Here is a 23,663-nt window from a genome sequence, read left to right on the forward strand (position 1 = left end):
AACCGGCTCGCGCAGCGGACCCGCCGGTAGGCAAATGCCATTCCCAAGGCCGCGCGCACCGTCGATGACCACGATTTCGACATCCCGGGCCAGAGCATGATGCTGAAGACCATCATCGCAAAGCAGTACCGTACACCCCTGCGAGAGCAACAGGCGCGCGGCAGCCGCGCGATTCGGTCCGGCAGCGACGGGCAACTGGGTACGCTGAGCAATCAGCACCGGCTCATCGCCCACCACCCGGGGATCGCTGTGTGCCGTCACCCGTTGAGGCCACTGCCCGGAGCGCCCCCCATAGCCACGGCACAGAATACCGGGCGCTTCCCCCGCCTCCGCCAGTATTTGAGCCAAGTGGATCACTAGGGGTGTCTTCCCGGTCCCCCCGACGGTGATGTTTCCGACGACAATCACCGGCACCGGCAAGCGAACCGACGCACGCAAGCCCAGCCGGTAAGGCAGGCCATGCAGTGCCCGGCCCAGCGCATATACACCCGACAGGGGCAATAAAGGCAGAGCCCGCCAACGTGGCCCGTACCACAACGCCAGAAGTCGTGATTCCAAGCGCCCACGCCAACCAGCCTGGCTCAACCAGTCGCCTCCATATCCCTGAATTGCAACCGATACAGCTCGGCATAGGCGCCGTTCGCCGCCAGCAGTCGCGCGTGACTGCCCCGCTCGATAATCTGCCCATCCTGCATCATCACGATGCAATCGGCCCGCGTGATCGTCGACAGTCGATGCGCGATGACGAGTGTGGTCCGATCACGCATCAAGGCCTCGAACGCCGCCTGGATATGTCGCTCAGATTCGGTATCCAGTGCCGAAGTCGCCTCATCGAGAATCAGGATCGGGGCGTCCTTGAACAAGGCACGCGCAATTGCCAGGCGCTGACGTTGTCCGCCAGAGAGCAGCACACCTTGCTGTCCGACCGGTGTCCAGACGCCGTCCGGCAGATTCTCGATGAATTCCCAGGCGTGCGCCGCACGCGCAGCCCACTCGATCCGTTCCAGAACCGGCTCCGGATCTTCTCCATAGGCAATATTGGCAGCGATACTGTCATTGAAGAGAATCACTTCCTGGCCAACCACCGCGATCTGACGGCGCAAATCGGTCAATCGATAATCGCGAATATCCACGTCATCGATGAGAATCCGGCCACGCTGCGGCTCATAGAATCGTGGAAGTAGATTGACCAGGGAGGTCTTCCCGCTTCCGGAACGGCCCACCAGAGCGACCGTCTGTCCCGGCTCGATCACCAGATCAATATCTTTGAGAACCTCGCCCTTGGCCGGGTCATAGCAAAGACGCACCGCCTCGAAAGTCACCGCGCCGTGTACCCGCGCTACGCGGTGTGTCCCAGTATCGGTTTCGCTGGCCACTTCCAGCAGCGCAAAGATGCTCCCCGCCGCTGCGATTCCTCGCTGCAGCGTGGAGTTGACGGTCGTCAGTTGCTTGAGGGGATTGAGCAAACCCACCATGGCACCGAGAAACGCAGCAAATGCGCCCGGCGTCATCGCCCCGGAAAGGCTGTCGTTGGTCGCCACATAGACGATACCGGCCATCGGAATCGCGGCGATGAGCTGAATCACCGGATTGCTTGCCGCCTGGGTGAGCGCGCGCTTCATCAGCAGACGGCGGTTGCGCTCGTTGACCTGCTCGAAGCGACGCGATTCATGGTCTTGGGCCCCAAAGACCTTGGCCAGTCGCTGGCCCTTGATCACCTCTTCGGAGGCGGTGGTGAGCTCGCCCATGGAATGCTGGATGCGCGTGCTGATGCGGCGAAATCGCTGGCTGATCCATCGAATCAGAACGGCAATGAGGGGCGCAATGATGAGTGCGAAGACGGCCAGTCCGGGATTGAGGTAGAACATCAGACCCATGAATCCCACGACCTTGAGACTATCGCGGATCATGACCGTGACCGCCTGAGTCGCCGCGTTGGCAACCTGATCCACATTAAACGTCAGGCTGGACAGCAGCTGACCGGAAGCATTGTGGTCGTAAAACGTGCACGGCAGATGCAGAAAATGGCCGAACAGCTGAGTACGGATGGCCTTGATGACACGCTGGCCAACGTTGGCCATACAATAGTCCGACAGAAAGGCTGCCACGCCGCGGGCCAGAAAGAGCCCCAGGACCAATGGCGGCATCCAGCGGATGACCATGGGATCGCGTTCCACAAAGCTGCCATCGAGCAACGGCTTCATGAGCCAAGCGAATGCGGTTTCCGACAGGGCGAAAATCACCATCCCCACGACGGCGGCAAGAAACATGGGCCAATGCGCGAGGCTGTAGCGCAGCAGGCGCCGATAGATCTCGAACGGCGTCAAGGTGGTCTGTGCTGATGTCACGGCGATTCCGTTGGCTGAACGGTCTCGATCACCACATCCCGTATCCCCATCTGTGCCAGCACATCGAAGACCGTGACCACAGCCTGGTGGCTGGCACGCCCGTCGGCGCGGACCGCGACTCGCCGGTCGCGATCTGTCCCAAGGCTCTGTTCGAGCGCACGGCGCAGTGTTTCCGGACGGGAATTCACCACGGCCTGCTCTCCGAGGTAGAAACGGCCATTGCGATCCACTGCCACGGTGACCCCCGGATCGGTTGCCGTTTCCGGAGCCGGCGACGCCTGAGGCAACTCGAGACGCAAACCGGACTGCTTGGCAAAGGTGGTGGTGACCAACAGGAAGATCACGAGCACGAACAGTACGTCGATCAGTGAAATGAGATTGACCTCCGGCTCGTCATGGTGGGACCGGCTGAGCTTCATGAAGCCACCGCACGCGCTTTCGGAGACCGGCGGCGCGGCGCGGACGGCGTTGCCGGAAAACCCCCACCGTACAGGGTATTGATCAAGGCGATGGATGCGGCCTCCATTTCGACAACGATATCAGCAACCCATCCGCGCAAATAGCGATGCATCGCCAAGGCCGGGATGGCCACGATCAGACCCGCCGCCGTGGTGATGAGTGCTTCGGCAATGCCGTGCGCGAGATCCGCTGGATTGCCGACCCCTGCGGAGGTCAGCGCGGAAAACATCCGAATCATGCCGAACACGGTTCCCAGCAGTCCCAGCAGGGGCGTCACACCGGCAATGGTTCCGAGCGTATTGAGATATCGCTCAAGCTCATGGACTTCATGCCGCCCCGCATCTTCGATGCTTTCCTTGACGGCCGCCCGATCCAGGTGGCGGCTGGCCAGGCCCGCCGCGAGAACCTTGCCCAAAGGCGAATGGCGGCGCAAACGGAGCACCGCGTCATCATTCAGCTGATCGCTCTTGATCCATTGCTGCACCTGTGGCATCAGCTCGGCCGGTACGATGCGCGCGCGGCGCAAGCTCCACAAGCGCTCTGCGACGATGGCCACTGCACCCAGCGAACACAGCAGGATGGGGATCATCACCCAACCGCCAGCCCGTACCAATTCCCACATCGACGCTACTCCTGTCCATCACGGCGATCCATCGACCGCATTCTACTTGATCGACCATGGATGCTTCATTCCTTAACACCACACTCGACCGGCAAGTGCCAATACCGGCGCGATCTGCACCGCCACCCAACCACGTGAAGCGCTTTGCCGGGATCGAGGCGCACCTGCACCGCCCCGGCCTCGCCCGTAGCCACCCATTCACTTCCCTGCCGATCGAGGCGCCGGCGCACAGCCCGCGCGGGAAAGTTCCAGCGATTGCCATATCCTGCCGCAATCAATGTCCATTGCGGAGCAACCGCTGACAGGAACGTGGCCGATGAGGCCCCTGCGCTGCCGTGATGGCCCGCGATCAGCACATCGGCACGTACATCCACGCCCTGCTTCAGCAAGATTCGTTCACCCCGGCGTTCCAGGTCGCCCATGACCAGCATCCGTCCCCCCGGCGCCGTGATTTGCAGAACACACGACCCCTCGTTATCCGAACCGCGATAACCTGCAGGGGGATACAGTACTTCAAACATTACGCCATCCCAGCGCCAGGTCTCGCCGCTTCGGCAGGGACGCGTTCCAGGGAACGGATGCTCCCCACCACCCAACCATTCGCGCACGGCCATGACCTGGCGCAGACGGACCGCGCCCCCACTGTGGTCGATATCATCATGACTGACGATCACCCGATCCACTTGATCGATGCCTTCACTGCGCAGATAGGGTTCAATCACCCACTCGACCGCATCGGTATCGCCCATGCGTGGTCCGGTGTCGTAGAGCAGAACATGGCGTGCCGTGCGCAAGACGAGAGCCTGCCCTTGGCCGACATCCAGCAGGGTGGCCTCCACGACCCCCGGCTCAATGGGCTGACCCGGTCGGATCAGCGCCAGAACGACCAGCAACGCGCCCATGATGCGACCTGGCGTTCCCCGCGGGGCCAGTAACCAGGCCGTACCGCCTATCATCATCCCCACCCCGATCCAATCCAGCATGGGCAGACTGCTTGCCGCAACCGGCCAGCTCGCCAACCCTGCCCACGGCGTCCACAGGACCGACAGCGTGGTCGCCGCAGCGCCCAACAATGGCGTGGCCAAGGCCGGGAAAAGCGCCCCCAGCAGCGTGCCGGCAAGGATCAACGGCAGCAACAGCACGCTGAATACCGGGACCAGAATCAAGTTGGCTGCAGGTGCCACCCACGACAGACGGCCAAAAGCGAGCAGCAACAATGGCGCCAATCCCAGCGTGACCAGCCACTGGGCGCGCACCAGAGCGCTCAGGCCGCGCCAGCGCCCAAGTCGTCCGCCGAATCCGGCATACAGGCAGCCCACCGCGCCAAACGACAGCCAGGTACCCGGCGCCAGAGCTGCTCGTGGGTCAAGGGTCAACACCAAAGCCAGTGTCGTCAGAAGGAGTCTGGCCCCGGACCGTTCGCGGCGCCACCAGAGTGCGGCCACGAAAGCTGCCATCATCAGCAGCGCGCGCTGGACCGGGACTGAAAATCCCGCGAGAAGACCATAGGCGCCGCCCGCACCCAGTAACGCAATCGCACCAGCCCTGGGCGCGGCCAAGCGCAAGGCCACCGCCGGCAAGCGTGGCCACAACCAGCGGGTCAAGGCGTACACGGGTGCAGAAGCCATCAGAATGTGCTGCCCCGATACCACCGCGATATGGCTCGTACCGGTGTCGCGGAATACTCGCCATTGCTCGGATGTCACCGCGCCCTGATCACCGAGGGCCAACGCACGGATAAGCCCGGCATGGGGATGATCGGCCAAGGCCCGTTCCAGGTTTTGCGCCAGGTGACCCCGAAGGCGAGCCAGGCCCCAAGGGGCAGCCTCGAGCCGCCCGTTGGCGGAATCCTCCCGAACATAGCCAGTCGCAACGATGTTCTGCCGGAACAGCCAGGTTTCGTAATCGAAGACTCCCGGATTGCGCAGTCCCCGGGCAGCGCGCAGACGCAGCGTCAAGCGCCAGGTTTCACCCGGTCTGTAGAGGCGGCCCTGACCGTAATCGGAAATCCGCAGCCGTGCGCCGGACACGACGACCGCCGGCCCCGCATCGCTCGACACCACTTCAGCCAGCAAGCGCTGATGGATTCCACGAGATTGCGGAAAGTCCAGGATGCGAACCACCACGGTGGTGGTTACGCCCCGAGGCGGCAATTCGGGGCGTTGAGCCAGAAGCGCCGCACCTGAAACCGCGGCCCACCAGATCCCGGTCATTACTGCGGCCAATGGCAACATCCAGCGTGAACGGGTGGCGACCGCTGCCACCATGGCGCCCAGCGGGATCAGGCCCAAGAACAGGCATTGTCGGAACCCCGGCAGTACCGGGCTGAGCTGAAGCGCCAACATGCCCGCGACATAGGCCGCCAGAACCACCGCGGGCATTACCGCCCGCCATCAGAAAGGGTGCAGACTCCCTGCCTCGAGGCGCAGTACCCGATCCATGCGGTGCGCCAGATTGATGTCATGGGTGACGATGAGGAAGCTCGTTCCCAATTGGCGATTGAGCGTTTGCATGAGGTCATAGATATGGCCGGCGGTTCCGGGATCAAGGTTACCCGTAGGTTCATCGGCCAAAACACAGGGCGGTTCAGTGACGAGTGCCCGCGCCAAGGCGGCCCGCTGACGCTCACCACCGGAAAGTTGAGCCGGCCGATGATGCAGGCGTCCGCCCAGGCCCACCCGCTCCAGCATATTTTGGGCGCGATCCTCAGCCTCCTGGGGTGCCGCGCGACGCAGCAACAGCGGCATGGCCACGTTCTCGAGTGCACTGAACTCCGGCATCAGATGATGAAACTGGTAGACGAAGCCCATCGCCCGATTGCGCAGCCGGCCCCGCGCCGCGTTGCCAAGGCGGTGCATCGATTCACCAAGCACCTTGACCTCGCCCGCAACGGGACGCTCCAAGCCGCCCAGTAGATGCAGCAACGTACTTTTGCCCGACCCGGATGCCCCTACGATGGCGACCTGTTCTCCGGCAGACAGTGTCAGATCCACGCCATCGAGCACCGGCACTTCGCTCTGTCCCTGTCGAAACCGCTGCACCAGACCCTGACAGGTCAGTACCGTTTGCGGATCACTCATAGCGCAATGCCTCAGCCGGATCGATGCGCGCCGCACGCCAAGCAGGGTACAGAGTCGAGAGCAAAGACAATGCAAACGCCAGGACGGAGATGCGAACCACGTCCGTGATTTCAAGGCGTGAGGGCAGCTCGCTGATGTAATAGACATCGGCCGGCAGAAACTGGAATCCCGCCGCTCGTTCGATGAATGGAACCAGCGTCTCCACGTTGAGCGCAATCAGAACGCCAACCGCCACGCCGGCCAGGGTTCCCACGGTACCGATCAACACACCCTGGACGATGAACACGCCCATGATGCTGGCCGGGGACGCGCCGAGCGTGCGCAGGATGGCGATATCGCCCTGCTTGTCAGTCACCACCATCACCAGCGTGGAGACAATGTTAAACGCCGCCACCCCGACGATCATGGCCAGGATGATGAACATCACCGTCTTTTCGGTTCGGATGGCGCGGAAGAAATTGGCGTGGCGGCGGGTCCAGTCCGTCGCGAAGTATCCCGGATCGAGCACCTGAACCAGATCTCGACTCACCTGTGGCGCCCGATAGACATCATCGAGCTTGAGCCGCACACCGCTCACCGCGTCGCCCAGACTCATCAGCCGGGCCGCGTCGGCCAGATGTACAAAGGCCTGCGTCCGATCGTATTCGTACATGCCGACCTCGAACACGCCGACGACGCGGAACCGCCGCAGACGTGGGATCAGCCCAGCTGGCGTCAGATTGGCCTGCGGCACCATCAGATCGACCGCATCCCCGATTCCCACGCCCAATGCTTCGGCTAGCGCCTTGCCGAGAACGACGCCATAACCCCCGTCGGTCAGGTCTTCCAGTCGGCCTGCCACCATGCGCTGCCCGACTTCAGAAACCTGGCCTTCACGCGCTGGCAACACCCCGTAGAGCATGCCGCCCGTGAGAATCCGGCCATGGCGAAAAATGGCCTCGCCTTCGATGTAAGGTGCGGTGCCGATCACATGAGGATGCCCAGCCACCTGATCCGCCAATCGCGGCCACTGCTCGACGCGGATATCGAAATTGCTGACGGTGGCGTGCGCCGTCATGCCGAGGATGCGCTGACGCAACTCCTGCTCGAAACCATTCATCACCGACAGCACCACGATCAATGCAGCCACACCCAGCATCACCCCGAGCATCGAGATGAGCGAGATGAACGAGATGAAGTGGTTGCGCCGGCGAGAGCGGCTGTAGCGCAAACCAATGAACAGTTCAAAGGGGCGAAACATAGGGGCGCATTAGAGCACAAATCCCGAGCGGTGCGAATGCGTACCGACACAAGATCCGACGCGGCCGTCGCCGCCTCCACTCACCCGCCCCGAGCCCCTGGAAAATCGACGGCACTACCTCTGGTCCGCGTGCGCGAAGCGAAACAGTCCCAGCAAGGCCAGCGCGGTGACGAGAGCCCCGAACCCAAACGTCGCAGACGCCCCATACCCGCTCCACAGCACGCCAGCCAGCGCACTGGCGAGAAAAGTCGCGATCCCGGTGGCCAGATGAAACACACCGAAGGCGGTTCCGCGCAATTCGGGCGGCGCCGCGTCCGCGATCAGCGTCGACAGCAGACCTTGCGTCAAACCCATGTGCAAGCCCCACAACACCACCCCGCCCATCAACATACCCGTACCAGAGGCACTGGCCAGAACCAGATCCGATGCGATCAACACCACCAGACCCGCCGCCATCAGCAGCCGACGGGAGCGGTGATCCGCCAGGACACCGGCGGGATAGGCCGAAGCCGCATAGGCCAGATTCATCACCACCATCACGAGGGGGACTTGGCGCATTGCGAATCCGAGATCTTCGGCGCGCAGCACCAGAAATGCCTCGCTGAAACGCGCCAGGGTGAGCAGACTGGCAAAGCCCAGCGCGGCCCAGTATCGACCCGGCAGATCGCTCAATACCGATAGCCTGAGTGGTGACGACGGCGGTGAAGCCGGCGCGGCCCGCGGCGGCTCGCGAACCATCAGCATCAGGATCAACACCGACAGTACCGCGGGGATTACCGCCACCGACATCACCGCGCGGATATCCCCGGCGAACCATCCCATCAAGATCAGCGCCAGCAGAGGACCGGCCACGGCGCCGACGGTGTCGAGCGCCTGGCGCAGGCCGTAGGCCGCACCGCGAACGGCCTGTGGCGTGAGATCGGCCACCAGCGCGTCACGCGGCGCGCCGCGAATGCCTTTGCCGACGCGATCGATAAATCGCGCCACCAGAACAGTCGTCGCGCTGCCCGCCAACGGAAACAGCGGCTTCACCAGCGCCGCCAACCCATAACCCAGAACCGTGAGCCCTTTGCGTCGACGCACCCGATCACTCAGCACGCCGGAGAACACCTTGGCCAGGGCAGCCGTGGCCTCGGCGATTCCTTCGATCATCCCGACCACCGCCACTGAGGTCCCGAGCGTCACCACCAGAAACACCGGCAACAGGCTATGGATCAGCTCCGAGGAGGTGTCCATCAGCAAACTGACGCTGCCCAAGGCCCATATCGCTCCAGGAAGGCGGGGACGCGCAGACATGACCATCACTCCTCAGGGCAAATCGATTGCGCATGGCTTTTACTGCCCTACGAAATCCGCTATAGTTCACGCCCCCGCGGAGAGGTGCCGGAGCGGTTGAACGGGGCGGTCTCGAAAACCGTTGATCCCGCAAGGGATCCGAGGGTTCGAATCCCTCCTTCTCCGCCAATCCCGCCTGTCCCGCAAGCCACGCCGCGGTAACCCCATCGGCCTTACATGGGATCCCGGTGCAGCGAACGCCCCACCCCCATTGATCCCGGCGGCTGATCCGCATTCAGGCATGCAATTCGGAGATCCGGCCAAGCCCCCGTCGGGCGGCTTATCCCCTTCTCGCCGTCGTCCTCACGATGATCATGAGCGCCGCAGACACGGGCGCTTGAGCTGGCGAGCCACCGCCTGACGCCGGTAATCCGTGTCGAGCCGCCGAGATTCCCTTCCCCGCAGGGATGATGCGTTTACGAAGTGGTCTGCTCCAAGGTGATCTGTACCTGGCAGCGCCCCTGCTCCGCGCTTGGCGAGAAGCTCAGAACACGGACACGCAGCCCCCGTTGTGGCAGGCCATTGATCCAGTGCAACAGGCTTTCATAAGGCACCTCGTGGAAGCTCATCTGCACCGCCGCGTCACCCTGGCTCTGCGCTTCCACGACGAACGGTTCCAAGGCCAGCTCGCGCACCAATTGCTGCGCTGCGAGCAGCGGGCTTTCGCCGTTCGCAGCCGATGCGACCGTGATCGCCCGCAATTCACCGATCACCGCAGCGGCTTCCTGCATCCTGGCCAGTTCGACCCGCTGTGCGGCCACGGTTGCCGTCAGATCATGCCAGCGCCGAATCCCCGGCTGGACAACGCCCGCGATCCAGCCCGCCACCAAGGCCATCGCCGCAGCCAGCAGCAGCAATCGCTGCTCGCGCAGGCTGCGTTGTTTCCACCAACCGCGCAGGCTCACGATCGAAACTCCAGGCGAATACGCGCGCGGGTGCGCCCATTATCACTGGCTGCGGATAACCGGCTCATGGCCACGCCGGATTGCCCCAGGAGTGGAGTCACCGCCTCCAGTGCTGCCAGATCCGATGTCCGCACCGAGAGCTCCAACGTTCCATCCTGATATTGCAGATCTTCGAGGGCATAGTCCGGCAGATCCGTCAACGGCGCCGATACCGTCGCCAGGAGGCGCAGCAAGGGATCCGCCCCACTGCCCTGACGCAACTGCTTCAGCGCCTGGGCCATCTGGATCGCCGGATCGACCACGCGACGTGCCTCGGGAAAGGTCTCGCGATAGAGTTGCGCCATCTGCTCGCTCAACTGGCGCTGCTGCTGTTCCAGAACAAGGGTCTGATAAATTGGATATCCGGCAGCCACCATTCCCCACAAGACAGCCATCGCCACCGGCAAACGCCAGCGCTTCAAGATTGCAGGCATTGCCTCATCCTGTGCGCTCCCCGTATTGCCCAGCGCCAAGCCGGCTACCGTTTCCCGGGCCGGACGTTGCCAACCCTGTTCCGGTGGCCATGACGACATGCTGATTTCCGGCAACATCTCGGCGAGTTCCTGAACCTGCGCTGGATCAGCGATCACCCTGAGCGCCGTCGCTGGTGGATCGTCGACGTTGCCCCACAGGCGACGCAGCATTGGTGCGAGCGCCTCGGGCTCGCAGCCCCATCCCGTCCAGGGGCCGGTACGGACATTGACCTCCCGAGACCCCAAGGCCACGGTCCAGTAGCCGGGCTCCCAGGCGAGCGCCAGGCACGCCGGCAACAGCGGTACAGTCGGAAATCCGAGCTCGGCAAGCCGATCGCGCCAACGCGCCAGATCGTGCCGGCTCACCGCCACCACCGGAATGCATTTGTCCGGCTGGCGTTGCCCAATGGTGAAATCATACTCTTCGAGCTCACCCGGCAAGGACTCTTCCATCGCATAGGGAACCGCGCGCACCAAGGCCTCACGCCCGCGCACGGGCAACGCCAAGGTCTGCAGCAAGAGCCGGGAGGTCGGCGCCAATGCCCACACCGCGCCCGGCTCCGGCGGCGGCTGGATCGGCGGAGCGCCATTGGAGGCGGGTGACACGCCTTCGGCGACGCCGATCGCCTGCCAGGTCACGACCCCCGCATCATCCGCGGGCAGATGAATCAGCCAGCCCTTCATTGGTCTCGATTCGTCGCTGTCGCGCCTGAACGGAAACGTCTTTGCCGTTGCGTCGCAATCGGGTTTCGTAATGCCATGTGCGCCGTCCCACTGTGGTGATGGTATCGAGCTGAAAATAGTCACTGGTCGTGGTCACCAGGGTCGAGAAATCCGCTGGCGTACCGGGCGCAGCCGCCAGCCAGTCCTGGAGGCTGGCAAACGGCTTCGCAAGCGCCCGACGGGCCAGCTCTTCTCCGCCTCGGCCGCCGGCCAGGACATCCAGAATCAAGGGGGGCGCCGTATTGACGTTGATGGCGCCAGGCTCGGGCAAGGCAACCACATAAGGCATCAGCCGCGCCAAGGTCCTGCCATCGATATCCGCGACGAAGCGCAGCTCCTGAACTGACGCCATCGGCCCGTTCGCCGCCCGATAGGACGGTTCCGCACGCAGGTAGAGCACATCCTCCCCACCTCCGGGCAGGGCGATCGTGTCGGGATCGAGCCAGTCAATGATCGCCTCCACACGCACATTGGACAAATCCAAGCGCCGCAGCAGCGCCTTGAAAAAAACAATGGCAGCTGCATTGGGCTCCCCGCCGATCACCAGTGCATTGAGATTGAACCGTCCCTGTAGATCGCTCAGTGAGCCACGCGCTTGCCCCCCGGGAACGGATAAAGTCGTGGAAGGCCTCGCCCACACTTCATTCCGGTGGTCCACCGTGGCACCCGCCCCATCGCGGCGCAACACCACAACCGCCCATGCTTCCATGCTCGCGACGTGGTCTGCCGCCTGGAGTTCTTCCAGAACGCCACTCGCGCGGCCGACAAAGACATCAAGTCGATCGAGCCAAGCCACCGCCAGAACGGTGACGATAGCTGCCAACAGCACCGCCCCCAATAAAGCCACACCCCGCTCGGAATTCGATGCGCCGCTGATCACGGCAATACCCAGCGTCGTTCGAGCCGCCCCCAACCCGCGATGTCCCAGCGCAGCGAGAGCGCGCGCGGCAGAACATCGGCAGCGCCTCCCGGTGGCGGCCAGTCGCTGCGCCAGCGGCCCTCCTGGTCAAGCCAGGTCAACTCAACGGCCCGCAGCCCCGTCAATACGACGGTGAACACTGGCTCGTCACCCGGCGCTGCGTCCAGGATTGGACTCGCCGCCCGCTCCCAACGCCCATCAGCCAAACGGTAGCGTACGCGCATCAGATCGGCGCGCGGAAAATCCAGCGGATTGGGCACACCTGCACGGACCAGATCCAGCTGTCCCGCGCGGGCCACAAGCGGCGGCTGACGATCACCACGGGCATCCCGCACGCTACGCGCCGCGAGCTGGGTGATATCGCGCTCGAACAGTGTCTGGGCGCGCTCCAGGGCAGTCCATTGCGCCTGCGCCTCGCGCACGCCCTCCTCGGCGCGCAACGCGCCCCGAACGCCCTGGTAGGCCAGTATGCTCAGGACCGAGAACACCATCATCGCCACCAGCAATTCCAGCAAAGTGAATCCGGCGACGCGAGTCCTCACGGCTCCCCCAGGTAGATTGCCCAGAGCCCCAGCCCCTGCTGCAGCGCCTGATCGCTTGCCACGGTCACTTCGGCCTTGCGCAAGCCCGGGTCCGCTGCAGCCACGACGCGGGCTTGCCAATACCAGGTGCGGCCCAGCAGCGTCGTCTGGCCGCGCCGCGTGCCCAGTGCCGGCCACTCCGTCGCCAGACGCAGGTCGGTCATCACATTCTGCGCCACCCACGCCGCCTGGGTTCGATCCCGCAGGTATCCGGTATCGACCGCGGCGCGTCCCACCGTCTGCACCAACGCGGCGAGCGCGACCGCAGTAACCAGCAGAGCCACCATGACTTCCAGCAACGTGAATCCGTTCTGGCGACGCATCGCGCTCAAGGGCTGGCCAGTTGGCGGCGAACCTCGCCCCAGCCGGTCCCCGTGACGATCCAGCGCACCCCGGATTGCTCCAGCTCGATCCGGAACGGGCTCACCTCGCCGCTGCCCAGAAGATAGATCTGCGGTGTCTGCGCATCGCCCCCAGCCGTGGGCAGCCGTCGCCCCTCCACCTCGGTGCGCCAACGCAATCCGGGTGGCCAGGCGCGATCCCGGCACGGTGGGTGTGACAGTTTTTCCCATTTCCCGGCACGGTAGATTCGAAAGCCATAATGAGTCGGGTCCACACGCAAGCCCAGATGACGCGGGCCGGCCACGGCGACCTCGATGGCCTGATCGATACAAAGGACCAGCCGATCGGCCTCACGGGCCAGCACCCGTCCGGGATCCGGACCGCGGGTCGACAGCAGCGCCACCGTGCTGATGACCCCGATGATCACGATCACGATCATCAGTTCGATCAAGGTGAAGCCGGCCGCCTCGCGCATTGGCTAGTCCAGATCCCAGCTCTGGATATCGGCGTTGACGCCCTCGCCCCCCGGCTTGCCATCGGCGCCCAGGCTGCTGATCTCCACTTCATCGTTCAACCCGGGGCTAAGGTAGCGATAGGGTCGACCCCAGGCGTCCTTGGGCATGCGATCGAGATACCCCCCTTGACGATAGGCCGGCGGAATCGGTTCGATGGCAGGCTTTTCGACCAGCGCCTCGAGCCCCTGATCCGTCGTGGGATAGCGGTAATTGTCGAGCCGATAGAGGTTGAGCGCGGTTTGCAGAGCACGCAGGTCCTGCTTGGTCTTGGTGACTCGCGCCATGTCCGGGCGGTCCATGATGTTCGGCACGATCAGTGCCGCCAGGATGCCCAGGATCACCACCACCACCATGATTTCGATGAGGGTGAATCCCTTCGCGCGCTTGGGTTTCGGCATATGGACTCCTAGGCCATGAGTTGATTCAAGTCGAAAATCGGCAGCAGAATCGCCAGGACGATGACGAGCACGATCCCGCCCATGAGCAGGATCAGCAACGGCTCCAGTACCCGGACAGCCGCGTTGATCCACGCTTCCTGATCTTGCTCTAACTGGTGCGCTGCCCGTTCCAGCATCTCGCCCAGACGACCGCTGCCCTCCCCGCTGGCGATCAGATGCAGCGTCATGGGTGGGATGCGGCCGGTTCGCTGTAGACTGTTGAACACCCCCGATCCTTCACGAACGCGCTCGGCGGCCTCGAGCACGGCCTCGCGCAACGGCAGGTGCAACAGCACGGCCGCACCGATACGCATGGCCTCGACCACCGGAACGCCGCTGCTCACCAGCAATCCAAAAGTCCGTGTGAAGTGGGCGATGTCATTGCCGGCAAGCACGCCACCGAGCAGCGGCAGACGCAACAGCGCGCGGTGCCAACGGTTGCGAAATGCGTTTTGACGCAGCGCCCGCAAGAACACCACGACACTCAACCCGGCGGTCATCAGTAACCCGATCCCCCAATCCCGCAGAAACGCGCTCAAGCCGATCAGTGCCTGTGTCAACCACGGCAACGGTCGATCCATGCCGGCAAACACCTGGACCACTTCAGGCACGACAAACACCAGCATGGCCACGACGATTCCGATCGAGACGAGACTCAACAGAGCCGGATAGATCATGGCCGCCGTCACGCTCCGGCGCAGTCGGTCCCGATTCTCGGTGTGTTCGGCGAGGCGCTCCAGAACCGCATCCAGATGTCCCGTCTGCTCACCGGCGGCGACTGTTGCGACATAATCGGCCGGAAATACGCGCGCAAAGCGCCGCATGGCGGCCGCCAGCGGCAACCCTTCACTCACCTGACCGTGTATCGCCAGCAAGATGCCGCGCGCCGCGCGCTTGGGCGTCTGGTTCGCTACCGTCTGCAGGGCCTCAGCGAGTGGGACGCCCGCGCGCAGCAACATCGCGATCTGCCGCGTCATCAGGGCCAGCGCGCGCACCCCCAGACGACGGCCATGGTGTTGCCCGCGTGGCGAGGTTTCCACGATCGGCGTCACCGCCAGCGGCGTGAACCCCTGCTCACGCAGACGCGCGCGCACTTGGCGCGGGTGATCGCCCTCCTGAACGCCCCGGTGCCGACGTCCACCCGCGTCAATGGCTTCGAACTGGAACGCCGCCATGACTACTCCTGCCGGCTCACACGCAGCACTTCATCGAGCGTGGTCACGCCGGCGCGCACCTTGGCGAGCCCGGCCTCACGCAAGGGGGCCGATTGCCGGCGCGCCATGGCTTCCATCTCGGCTTCGGGAACACCATCGTGGATCATGCGACGTAGGCTTCCGTCGATGCCGATCATCTCGTAGATGGCCGTGCGTCCCCGGTAACCGGTCTGTCGACAGGCCGGGCATCCAACAGGGTGATAGATCACCGGCAGTGTTTCCGCGTCGTGCAAACCCAGCAGAACACGTTCGCGCGCATCGGGAGGCGCTGCCCGCCGGCAATCGGGACACAAGCGGCGCACCAGGCGCTGCGCGGTGGTTGCAAGCAGCGTGGAGGCGATCAGGAACGGCTCGATGCCCATATCCACGAGACGGGTCACGGCGCCAATGGCGCTATTGGTGTGCAGAGTCGACAGCACCAGATGCCCGGTCAGACTCGCCTGCACGGCGATGCGGGCGGTTTCGAGGTCACGGATCTCCCCCACCATCACGACATCCGGGTCCTGGCGCAGGATGGCCCGCAAACCGCGCGCGAAGCTCATATCCACTTTGGTATTCACAGCGGTCTGGCTGATCCCCTCGAGGAAATACTCGATGGGGTCCTCGACCGTCATGATGTTGCGGCTGGATTCGTTGAGATGACTCAATGCGGCATAGAGCGTGGTGGTCTTGCCCGACCCGGTCGGGCCGGTCACCAGCACGATGCCATGGGGCTCCGCGATCCATGACACGAGCCGTTCCCGTTCGGCCGCCTCGAAACCGATTTCGCGCAGCGACAATCGCCCTGCCTGTTGATCCAGCAGCCGCATGACCACCCGCTCGCCATGGCCTGAGGGAAGCACCGAAACGCGCACATCCACCGCGCGCCCCGCAATGCGCAGCGAAATCCTGCCGTCCTGCGGAAGGCGCTTCTCGGCGATATCGAGCCGCGCCATCACCTTGATGCGCGAAACCAGGAGCGGTGCCAGCGCGGCCTTGGGGCGCAACACTTCACGCAGCACACCGTCCACCCGCAGGCGCACCCGCATGGTCTTGGCAAAAGGTTCGAAGTGAATGTCCGACGCGCCTTCGCGCACCGCCTCGGTCAGAATGGCATTGATCAGCCGGATGATGGGGGCATCATCGGCCTGTTCCAGCAGGTCGGCCGGCTCCGGCAAGGCGAGTGCCAAGTCGTGGAGGTCGCCGGCCTGATCCAGACTGTCGATCACCTCGGCCGCGGCGCCACCCTCGCCGCTGTAGCAGCGATTGAGAGCGGCCTCGAATTCCTCCGCCGACAGCTCGACCAACGTCAGCGGCCGGTTCAGGCGGACTCTCAGCGTGCTCAGCACGCTCAGATTGGCATCGGGCCGGTACCAGACCCGTGCCTGCTGAGCATCGAGTTCGCCGACAATCAGCCCGTGCCGGCGGGCAAAGGCGAACGGCAGCAAGCCGTTTTCGTCACCGGCGGACACCGCCGCCCTCCTCGATCGGCGCCATCTCCTCTCCGGGCGCCACTTCCGGAAGCAGGGAGCGCGATGGCAATACCGGCTCGCGTGCCCGGAGCTGTTGCTGCCGGATGGCCTCGTACTTGCCGTGCGTCGCGAGTTGGTTATCCTCGGCCATCAACAAGACTGTCGGGCGCAGAAAGACCATCAGATTGCGCTTGACCACCCGGCTGTTGTCAAATCGAAACAGGGCTCCCAGTACTGGAATCGACGACAATCCGGGAACGCGGCTCTGCCCCTCGGACAGCTGATCGTCGATCAATCCCCCCAGGACGATGGTTGCGCCATTGTCGACCAGCACATTGGTCTTGATGGCGCGCTTGTTGGTGACCACATCCACGGCACCGATCCGGGCCTTGCTCGCCTGCTCCACACTGGCCACCTCCTGCTCGACCTTGAGGAGCACGGTGCCGTCTTCATTGATCTGGGGCTTGATCTTGAGCGTCAGGCCGACATCCTGCCGATCGATGGTCTGGAACGGATTGAGTGCCGAGTCACTGGCGCCGGTGTTGGTGAACTGCCCCGTTAGGAAGGGCACGGTCTGGGCGACGACGATTTCGGCTTCCTCGTTGTCGAGCGTCAGCAGGGTCGGTGTCGACAGGATATTGGTGTCGGTGTCGCTGAGCAGGGCGCGCAGCAACACGGCCCAGTCGGTCCCGCTGCCATTGACCTTGCCGATCGCCAGGGTTCCACCTTCGCCAACCGAGATACCATCGGTCGAACCACCCGTCGTGGTTCCCGTATCGTCACGCGAGCCCAGCAAACTGGTGGCCAGTGTGCCCAGGCTCAAACCGCTGTTGGCGAAATTGATCAAGCCTGCGGGCCCCGAACCATCGGATATCCCGCTCACGGCCCACTGCACGCCGACCTCCTTACTGCGGTCCGCCGATACTTCAACGATCAATGCTTCGACCATGACCTGCGGCCGGCGGATATCGAGCTGTTCGATGACCGAACGACCGGTCGCGATCTGATCGGGCGCCGCGGTAATCACGACGGCATTGGTGGCGGCATAGGCCTGGACACGAGCCCGATCGCTGTTACCTGGAGCGGGTGCGGGTGTGCCGTCAGCGGCCTTGCCGGCGACTGCACCGCCCAGAATGCTGGCAATGATTGGGGCCACCTGTTCGGCACGGGCGTAGCGCAACGTGGCAACATAGGTATTGCCGCCGGCACTGCGGGGGCCATCCAGCTGTTGGACCAGCTGCTGCAGTCGTGCACGGGTGGCGCGATCGCCACTCAGGATCACACTGTTGGTACGCTCATCCGCCACCACCTGGCTGGCCGCACCTTCGCCGGCCAGCGCCTTCAGGGCGCGCACGACCTCCGTTGCGGACGCCTGCGTCAGCGCGATGACTTGTTGCTGGTTGTGCGTCGGCCGATCGAGCGCGCGCACGATTTCGACCAGGCGGCCGACATTGGCCGCCTGGTCGGAGATCAGCAGGGTATTGGTATCGGCATAGGCCGCCACCAGCCCGTTCTGTGGTACCAGCGGGCGCAAAACGGGAACGAGTTGAGCTGCGGGGATATAGGTGAGCGGAATGACTTGGGTGACAAGGCCGTCCTCAGCAGGCTGCTGTGTGCCGATACGCACCGGCGTGCCACTCTGCCGAGCGTTGACATCCGGAACGATCTTCGTCACGGCGCCTTCTTCGACCGCCGAGAAGCCGTTCACCTCCAGCACCGACAAAAAGATCTGGTAAACCTCGGCAGGACGCAGCGGTCCTGGAGAGATCACGGTGACCCGTCCCTTGACACGCGGATCCACGACAAAACTCCGACCCGTGATCCGCCCGATGGCTTCGATCACTGCACCCAACTCGGCTTCCTGGAAATTCAGCGTGACCGGCTCGTTGGTCTGTGCCCGCAGCCCCGCCCCGGAGAACCCCAGAATCAGCGCCACGCACACGATCGCCCATCTCCGCCGGCTTACCTCAGTCATGAAGCTCTTCCCTATCATGCAACTCCTTCATCCGTTCACGCACCCAGACCGCGGTATCTGGATCAGCTTCTGAGAGATCGTTCAGCCAGCGCGCCATATCCTCGTCCTGAACCCCATCCGTACGGCCCGCCTGCGCCGTCTCGGGCTGCAAGTCGTGCGGGCCGGGCTCGGTGCCGGCTTCAGGATACAGAGGCAGCACTGTCTTGCGGCCGTTGTGCTGCAGCACCACATGATCCGAGAAAATCTGGTGAAGTTGGACATTGGACTCCAGCACACCGCCTTCCCCCAGCACGTGAGTCTGGCCTTCGTATTCGATGATCGCCAATGGGAAAGCGAACCCCGTGCTCACGCCTCGCAGCCGAGCCGATAGCGAGCTTGGCCCTGCAGCCGCAATCGCGGCTGTAGGCAGCGTGACAGTGGGCAGCAACGGGTTGGCAAGGCTGCGAGCCAGTGCGTCGGACGTCATGTCGTCCCGAGCGTCCATCAAGGCCGGTACGGCTTCGGATGCGGGTACGCCCGGATGTCGCCATGTGTGCAGATGCCAGAACATCGCCGCGATGATTCCAACAGTCAACAGCAAGGGGAGACGAACGCGCAAAACAGTCATCCGAAGACTCGGCACCAGACCATCCCCTTATCTTGGCGGGGATCGACCCGGCATGTCAGGCTGTCATATTCAAACGCTGACACTCTAGCGGTCGAAGATGACAGTTCGGGGTCGCCTGTGCTGGGAGCCCTGATCCCGGAACAAGCAAAAGCAGGATCAATGGCTTTGACTCCCTTCCTTGGCTGCATTAACCTTCCATCCCTTCCAATGGTTTAGCCTGGCCGACGGCCGACCTGATTGGCCCGAGCGCACGGATGCCCCCATTGATTTCACGCCAACGACCGTCGCACGAGGGAGACCCGGTTTCATGAGCACCGACCGAATTCATCTGGGCCAAGTGATCAAGCAGACCCCAAGGCTTGCCGCCCGTATTCCCAATTTCATCAAGGCGGGCCGGATCCTGAATCCCCTTCGCCACCATACTTCCTTGGGTTCGGTCATCGAGAATTCGGCGCGCCGCTATGCCGACAACCCCGCCATTTTCTATCAGGATCGGCGGTACTCCTACAAGGAGTTCAATGCTCAAGCCAACCGGGTTGCGCATTTTCTGCTCCAAAAAGGCGTCAAGAAAGGCGATGTGGTCGCCCTGTTCATGGAAAATCGGCCCGAATTCCTGTTCTGCGCCGTCGGAATCGCCAAGGTCGGCGGCGTGGCTGCCCTCATCAATACCTCACAGACAGGGAAAGTGCTCTCCCACAGCATCAATCTGGTCAAGCCGGTCCTGGCCATCGTTGCCGAGGAACTCGTCGAGCCGATCGAAGCTGTGCGTGGCGAGCTCGAGTTGCCAGCCGATGCCTACTATTTCATGGCCGATACCGACACACTGCGCGACTTCGGTCAAGAACCGGACAACTACCAGAATCTCGCCCGCATCGTTGCCGCTCTAAGCACCGAGAACCCGCCGACAACGGCCACCGTCACCAAGTCGGACTTCCTGTTCTACATCTATACGTCCGGCACCACCGGGATGCCCAAAGCATCCATCACCAATCATGAACGCTGGCTCGCGGCTCACGCGGGTTTCGGACACGTCGTTTCGGGAATGCGGCCGGACGACGTGTTCTACCTCACGCTGCCGCTCTACCACGCCACTGGCCTGTTGGTCTGCTGGGGCGCCATCGTCGCTGGCCCGGCCGCCGTGGTCATTCGTCGGCGCTTCAGTGCCAGCGAATTCTGGAAGGATATTCATCACTATCGCTGCACGGGTTTCGGTTATGTCGGCGAGCTGTGTCGTTATCTGCTCAACCGGCCACCGCAGGATGATGACGCCGACAACCCGGTCCGGATGATGATCGGCAACGGGCTGCGGCCGACGATCTGGAAGGAATTCCGCCAGCGCTTCGCGGTCGACAATATTTACGAGTTCTACGCCTCCAGCGAAGGCAACGTGGCGTTTCTGAATGTCTTTAACATGGACAACACCATCGGATTCGGCGGCGGCAACATCGCCTTGGTCAAGTATGACAAGGAAACCGAGCAGCCGGTGCGCAATGCCGATGGTTACCTGGTCCCCGCCGATGACGGAGAGCCTGGGTTGCTGCTCGGAAAGATCACCAAGGCAACGCCTTTCGTGGGCTACACGCAAAAGGAAAAAACCGAAGCCGCATTGCTGCGCAACGTGTTTACCCAAGGTGACGTCTACTTCAACACGGGCGACCTGATTCGTCATATCGGTTGCCGCCACTACCAGTTTGTGGACCGCACCGGCGACACCTTCCGTTGGAAGGGCGAGAATGTATCGACCACTGAGCTGGAAAGCATTCTCAGCAGCCATCCCCATATTGAGGAAGCTGTCGTCTACGGCGTTCAAATTCCGAACACAGACGGCCGCGCCGGCATGGCCGCGATCACGCCCTGTATTCCCGAATCCGAAATCGATTTCAAAGCGTTGCTGGCCTTCATGCGCAAGGAATTGCCACCGTATGCCGTTCCTGTCTTCCTGCGCCTGCGTCAGCAGATGGAAACCACCGGGACGTTCAAATACAAGAAGACCGACCTCAAGTCCGATGGCTTCGATGTCAACAAGGTCAGCGACCCACTCTACGTCTGGCTGCCCGGCACCGATACCTATGCGCTGTTGACCTTGCCGATTCACCAGGCGATCCAGAATGGGGAATACCGCTACTGATTCGTATCCCACATTCGATTCAGCTCATATGGCGGCCAGCTCTGGCCGCCTTTTTTTGTCCCCAACCATCGATTCCTCAGCAACCCTCCCGATGCCTTTCCTGTTCGTGGTGATGTGACCTTGAAACGCCACCCGACTGCAGACCGCATGTCCAGGGACAGGCAGCTGTTCCTCCCGTTAAAGCCAGATCGCCCCATGCATGCTTCGGGGAATCCACACATTTTAGAGGCGACGGGGTACAGGCGAAGATCTGTCGCCTCGCAACCAGCCAGGCGTTTCTACGGGGCCAATGCGATCAAGACCTGCATTGATATCGCTGCACAGGGTGAGTTCGCTCTCGATGCAGAGCCAGATTTGGACAACGACAACGCAGCGGAGCGACACCGACCGCCTGTTGTTGGAACAGCATAAAAAAAGCGCTGGCCTGAGCCAGCGCTTTTTGTGTTCACTCCAGAGGCTTATGCCGGGGGAGGCGTCTCAGGCTTGCGCGCCTTTGACATTCAGTACCGTCAACTCTCGAACGCGCTGGAGAATCTGGATGATCAGTCCACCAATCGCGAACAAGCCCCAACCCAACAGCACGAAGCCCCAGTGAATCGGCGCGGCGAACAACTCTTCAGCATAGAAGAAGGTATGGCCCCACTCGTTCAAACCCAGATTGGGCATGATCAGCACCGGCGCCGCCACAATCAAGGCCATCGGCATGGAGACCCGATTGGTGAAATACGGCACACGGGTATGGAGCAGGACAAAGCCCAGGATCGCACCGACAGCGGCCAGCGGAATGGCGAAATAGAACAAGCCAATATGGGTCGGCGTGAAATCGGTATCGCGAACCGTCACTTGGTGCCATGCAGCATCGGCTTCGACGTACAGACCCAGGATGGCAACCAAGATGATGCTACCCACTGCCGCAAAAGCCAGGATGGCGTAATAGACCAACAACTCGCGCCGGGGAGACATCTCCGGGTTGGCCGGGCGGGTAAACCACAGCAACGGCACGCCGATTGCGCCGATGAGGGTAATAATCGTCATCTGGATATAAAACAGACGCATCCAGTAGGTCTGAAATTCCTGCTCAAAGTAGTCCAGGCCGACTGTGAACGAGTACGCATGCTGATACCAGCGATAGACACCGAACAGCAACGCAGCCAGCGCGACGCCGATAAAAGCAGCCATCCACGGCATACGCGGCGGTTTGCTTTCGTCCTGAACCAAGCCCAGAAACGACATGAGACGCTGCATGACACCCTGCTGGGCCACCGGCGCCGATTGGGTTTTGGTAACGGCGTTCATCGAACTGACTCCTCGGACAATTTGTATTGAATGGATCGAATGGCCAGGCCTCCAATAGTGAGACCCTTCGCTTGAACGAGAGTTCAGGATACCGTTTGCAATGATTTTCGTCAATCGTTATACCGTTTCCACCCCGTCCTAGACATGCATCAGCATAAAGTGCGGGCTGTCACGATGCTGTCATGGTCGGACGATCACAATTGAGTCGCATCACGCGCTGCCCTTATCCTTCCTCAGGACCGATCGTGACCTCCAGAAATTCGCCAGCGCTCAAGGGCGCCAAGTCCCTCCATCTGAAAAAGTTCCTACAGCAAGGCCGGGGAGTTGCATCTTTCGCCCCGTCAAGCCGTAAGCTTTCCGCAGCCGCATGTCGTGGCATTCGACCTGATCGGCCCCAAGTGATTGTGGAGCTGGGCGCGGGGCTCGGCCCCATCACGACCCATGCGACCCAGCGCATGCACCCGGAGAGTCGGATCATCGCCATCGAGCGCGATCCGGATCTTGCCGCTTATGCGCGGCAAGCAGCACCCCGTGCCCTTGTGATTTCCGGGGATGCCGCGGATGTCGCGGCCATCCTGGCCGATCAGGCGATCGATCGCGTCGACGTGATTGTCAACGGCCTGCCGACACCCAGCCTCCCCCACGAGATCAAGCGTCGGATCTTCGACTGGATGGCGACGCTCCCGGGCCCGGTGATGATGAGCCAGCTGACCGTCATGCCTTGGGTCTATCTCCCCATGTACCGCCACCTGTTTGAACGCGTTGACTTCGATCTGGTCCTTGCCAACGTGCCGCCCGGGGGGATCTACCATTGCCATGGCCTGCGCGAAGGATATGCAGCCTGGCTGTAACGACTTGAACGGACAAGCCTGACGCCGAAGCAATCGCGCATTCCGCACCCTCCTGAGGACCGCCATCTTGAACGATCGGTATGTCGGGACTATGTTGTCTGTTGTCGGCTCCGCTCCGGTTCG

At 62.7% G+C, this 23,663-nt stretch carries 22 protein-coding genes and 1 tRNA gene; 3 read left to right on the forward strand and 20 right to left on the reverse strand.

The genetic code is table 11. The features are described 5' to 3' along the window. The 8 genes from lpxK to E4680_RS05880 form a co-directional block, all read right to left on the reverse strand. The coding region (lpxK, locus tag E4680_RS05845) for a tetraacyldisaccharide 4'-kinase (RefSeq protein WP_205688778.1) at positions 1–558 on the reverse strand (558 nt) is incomplete at its 3' end. 23 nt (positions 559–581) lie between these two features. Then, entirely contained in the window at positions 582–2,270 is a 1,689-nt protein-coding gene (msbA, locus tag E4680_RS05850) for a lipid A export permease/ATP-binding protein MsbA (protein ID WP_135281620.1), read from the reverse strand. A gap of 74 nt (positions 2,271–2,344) precedes the next feature. Continuing rightward, entirely contained in the window at positions 2,345–2,767 is a 423-nt protein-coding gene (locus E4680_RS05855) for an ExbD/TolR family protein (protein ID WP_135281472.1), read from the reverse strand. Then, complete coding sequence (locus E4680_RS05860; RefSeq protein ID WP_135281473.1) at positions 2,764–3,429, reverse strand: MotA/TolQ/ExbB proton channel family protein; 666 nt, start codon at positions 3,427–3,429, stop codon at positions 2,764–2,766. The genes E4680_RS05855 and E4680_RS05860 overlap by 4 nt, the downstream gene beginning before the upstream one ends. A 65-nt stretch (positions 3,430–3,494) precedes the next feature. Beyond that, complete coding sequence (locus E4680_RS05865; protein WP_135281474.1) at positions 3,495–5,810, reverse strand: DNA internalization-related competence protein ComEC/Rec2; 2,316 nt, start codon at positions 5,808–5,810, stop codon at positions 3,495–3,497. 12 nt (positions 5,811–5,822) lie between these two features. Next, positions 5,823–6,509, reverse strand: a complete 687-nt coding sequence (gene lolD / locus E4680_RS05870) for a lipoprotein-releasing ABC transporter ATP-binding protein LolD (protein WP_135281475.1) — start codon at positions 6,507–6,509, stop codon at positions 5,823–5,825. After that, complete coding sequence (locus tag E4680_RS05875) at positions 6,502–7,749, reverse strand: lipoprotein-releasing ABC transporter permease subunit (protein WP_135281476.1); 1,248 nt, start codon at positions 7,747–7,749, stop codon at positions 6,502–6,504. The genes lolD and E4680_RS05875 overlap by 8 nt, the downstream gene beginning before the upstream one ends. 114 nt (positions 7,750–7,863) lie before the next feature. Further along, positions 7,864–9,045, reverse strand: a complete 1,182-nt coding sequence (locus E4680_RS05880) for an MFS transporter (RefSeq protein WP_135281477.1) — start codon at positions 9,043–9,045, stop codon at positions 7,864–7,866. A 78-nt stretch (positions 9,046–9,123) separates the two neighbouring features. On the opposite strand from E4680_RS05880, the gene E4680_RS05885 reads away from it, so the two are divergent. Beyond that, positions 9,124–9,213: transfer RNA gene (locus E4680_RS05885), tRNA-Ser, on the forward strand. 287 nt (positions 9,214–9,500) lie between these two features. On the opposite strand, the gene gspM is transcribed toward E4680_RS05885, so the two are convergent. From gspM to E4680_RS05940, 11 genes are read right to left on the reverse strand one after another with little or no spacing between them, the layout of a single operon-like run. Next, complete coding sequence (gspM, locus tag E4680_RS05890; protein WP_167792403.1) at positions 9,501–9,989, reverse strand: type II secretion system protein GspM; 489 nt, start codon at positions 9,987–9,989, stop codon at positions 9,501–9,503. Continuing rightward, on the reverse strand, positions 9,986–11,185 hold the full coding sequence (gspL, locus tag E4680_RS05895) for a type II secretion system protein GspL (protein ID WP_135281479.1): 1,200 nt from the start codon (positions 11,183–11,185) through the stop codon (positions 9,986–9,988). The genes gspM and gspL overlap by 4 nt, the downstream gene beginning before the upstream one ends. Continuing rightward, positions 11,151–12,137: a type II secretion system minor pseudopilin GspK gene (gene gspK, locus E4680_RS05900; protein ID WP_167792404.1), complete on the reverse strand. Its 987-nt coding sequence runs from the start codon at positions 12,135–12,137 to the stop codon at positions 11,151–11,153. The genes gspL and gspK overlap by 35 nt, the downstream gene beginning before the upstream one ends. Next, positions 12,101–12,685: a type II secretion system minor pseudopilin GspJ gene (gene gspJ / locus E4680_RS05905; protein WP_135281481.1), complete on the reverse strand. Its 585-nt coding sequence runs from the start codon at positions 12,683–12,685 to the stop codon at positions 12,101–12,103. The genes gspK and gspJ overlap by 37 nt, the downstream gene beginning before the upstream one ends. Continuing rightward, on the reverse strand, positions 12,682–13,047 hold the full coding sequence (gene gspI / locus E4680_RS05910) for a type II secretion system minor pseudopilin GspI (RefSeq protein ID WP_240696140.1): 366 nt from the start codon (positions 13,045–13,047) through the stop codon (positions 12,682–12,684). The genes gspJ and gspI overlap by 4 nt, the downstream gene beginning before the upstream one ends. A gap of 5 nt (positions 13,048–13,052) precedes the next feature. Continuing rightward, the gene (gene gspH, locus E4680_RS05915) at positions 13,053–13,541 is read right to left on the reverse strand and encodes a type II secretion system minor pseudopilin GspH (RefSeq protein WP_135281483.1); all 489 of its coding nucleotides are present in this window, start codon (positions 13,539–13,541) and stop codon (positions 13,053–13,055) included. Between the two features lie 3 nt (positions 13,542–13,544). Beyond that, the gene (gene gspG, locus E4680_RS05920) at positions 13,545–13,979 is read right to left on the reverse strand and encodes a type II secretion system major pseudopilin GspG (protein ID WP_135281484.1); all 435 of its coding nucleotides are present in this window, start codon (positions 13,977–13,979) and stop codon (positions 13,545–13,547) included. 8 nt (positions 13,980–13,987) lie between these two features. Continuing rightward, entirely contained in the window at positions 13,988–15,193 is a 1,206-nt protein-coding gene (gspF, locus tag E4680_RS05925; RefSeq protein WP_135281485.1) for a type II secretion system inner membrane protein GspF, read from the reverse strand. 2 nt (positions 15,194–15,195) lie between these two features. Further along, a complete protein-coding gene (gene gspE, locus E4680_RS05930; protein WP_135281486.1) occupies positions 15,196–16,683 on the reverse strand; it encodes a type II secretion system ATPase GspE in 1,488 nt (495 codons plus the stop codon). Next, positions 16,670–18,658 (reverse strand): type II secretion system secretin GspD, encoded by a 1,989-nt coding sequence (gspD, locus tag E4680_RS05935; RefSeq protein ID WP_167792405.1) that lies wholly within the window; start codon positions 18,656–18,658, stop codon positions 16,670–16,672. Before gspD ends, gspE begins: the two co-directional genes overlap by 14 nt. Further along, positions 18,651–19,265, reverse strand: coding sequence for a type II secretion system protein N (locus E4680_RS05940; RefSeq protein ID WP_135281488.1), 615 nt, complete (start codon positions 19,263–19,265; stop codon positions 18,651–18,653). The genes gspD and E4680_RS05940 overlap by 8 nt, the downstream gene beginning before the upstream one ends. A gap of 307 nt (positions 19,266–19,572) precedes the next feature. Between E4680_RS05940 and E4680_RS05945 the strand changes: the two genes are divergently transcribed. Continuing rightward, the gene (locus E4680_RS05945; RefSeq protein WP_135281489.1) at positions 19,573–21,393 is read left to right on the forward strand and encodes a long-chain-acyl-CoA synthetase; all 1,821 of its coding nucleotides are present in this window, start codon (positions 19,573–19,575) and stop codon (positions 21,391–21,393) included. 477 nt (positions 21,394–21,870) lie between these two features. Here E4680_RS05945 and E4680_RS05950 read toward each other — a convergent pair whose 3' ends face one another. Then, on the reverse strand, positions 21,871–22,689 hold the full coding sequence (locus E4680_RS05950) for a methane monooxygenase/ammonia monooxygenase subunit C (RefSeq protein ID WP_135281490.1): 819 nt from the start codon (positions 22,687–22,689) through the stop codon (positions 21,871–21,873). Between the two features lie 398 nt (positions 22,690–23,087). On the opposite strand from E4680_RS05950, the gene E4680_RS05955 reads away from it, so the two are divergent. Beyond that, entirely contained in the window at positions 23,088–23,540 is a 453-nt protein-coding gene (locus E4680_RS05955) for a class I SAM-dependent methyltransferase (RefSeq protein ID WP_135281491.1), read from the forward strand. Positions 23,541–23,663: the final 123 nt, after the last annotated feature.

The organism is Candidatus Macondimonas diazotrophica, from assembly GCF_004684205.1.
GTDB lineage: Bacteria > Pseudomonadota > Gammaproteobacteria > UBA5335 > UBA5335 > Macondimonas > Macondimonas diazotrophica.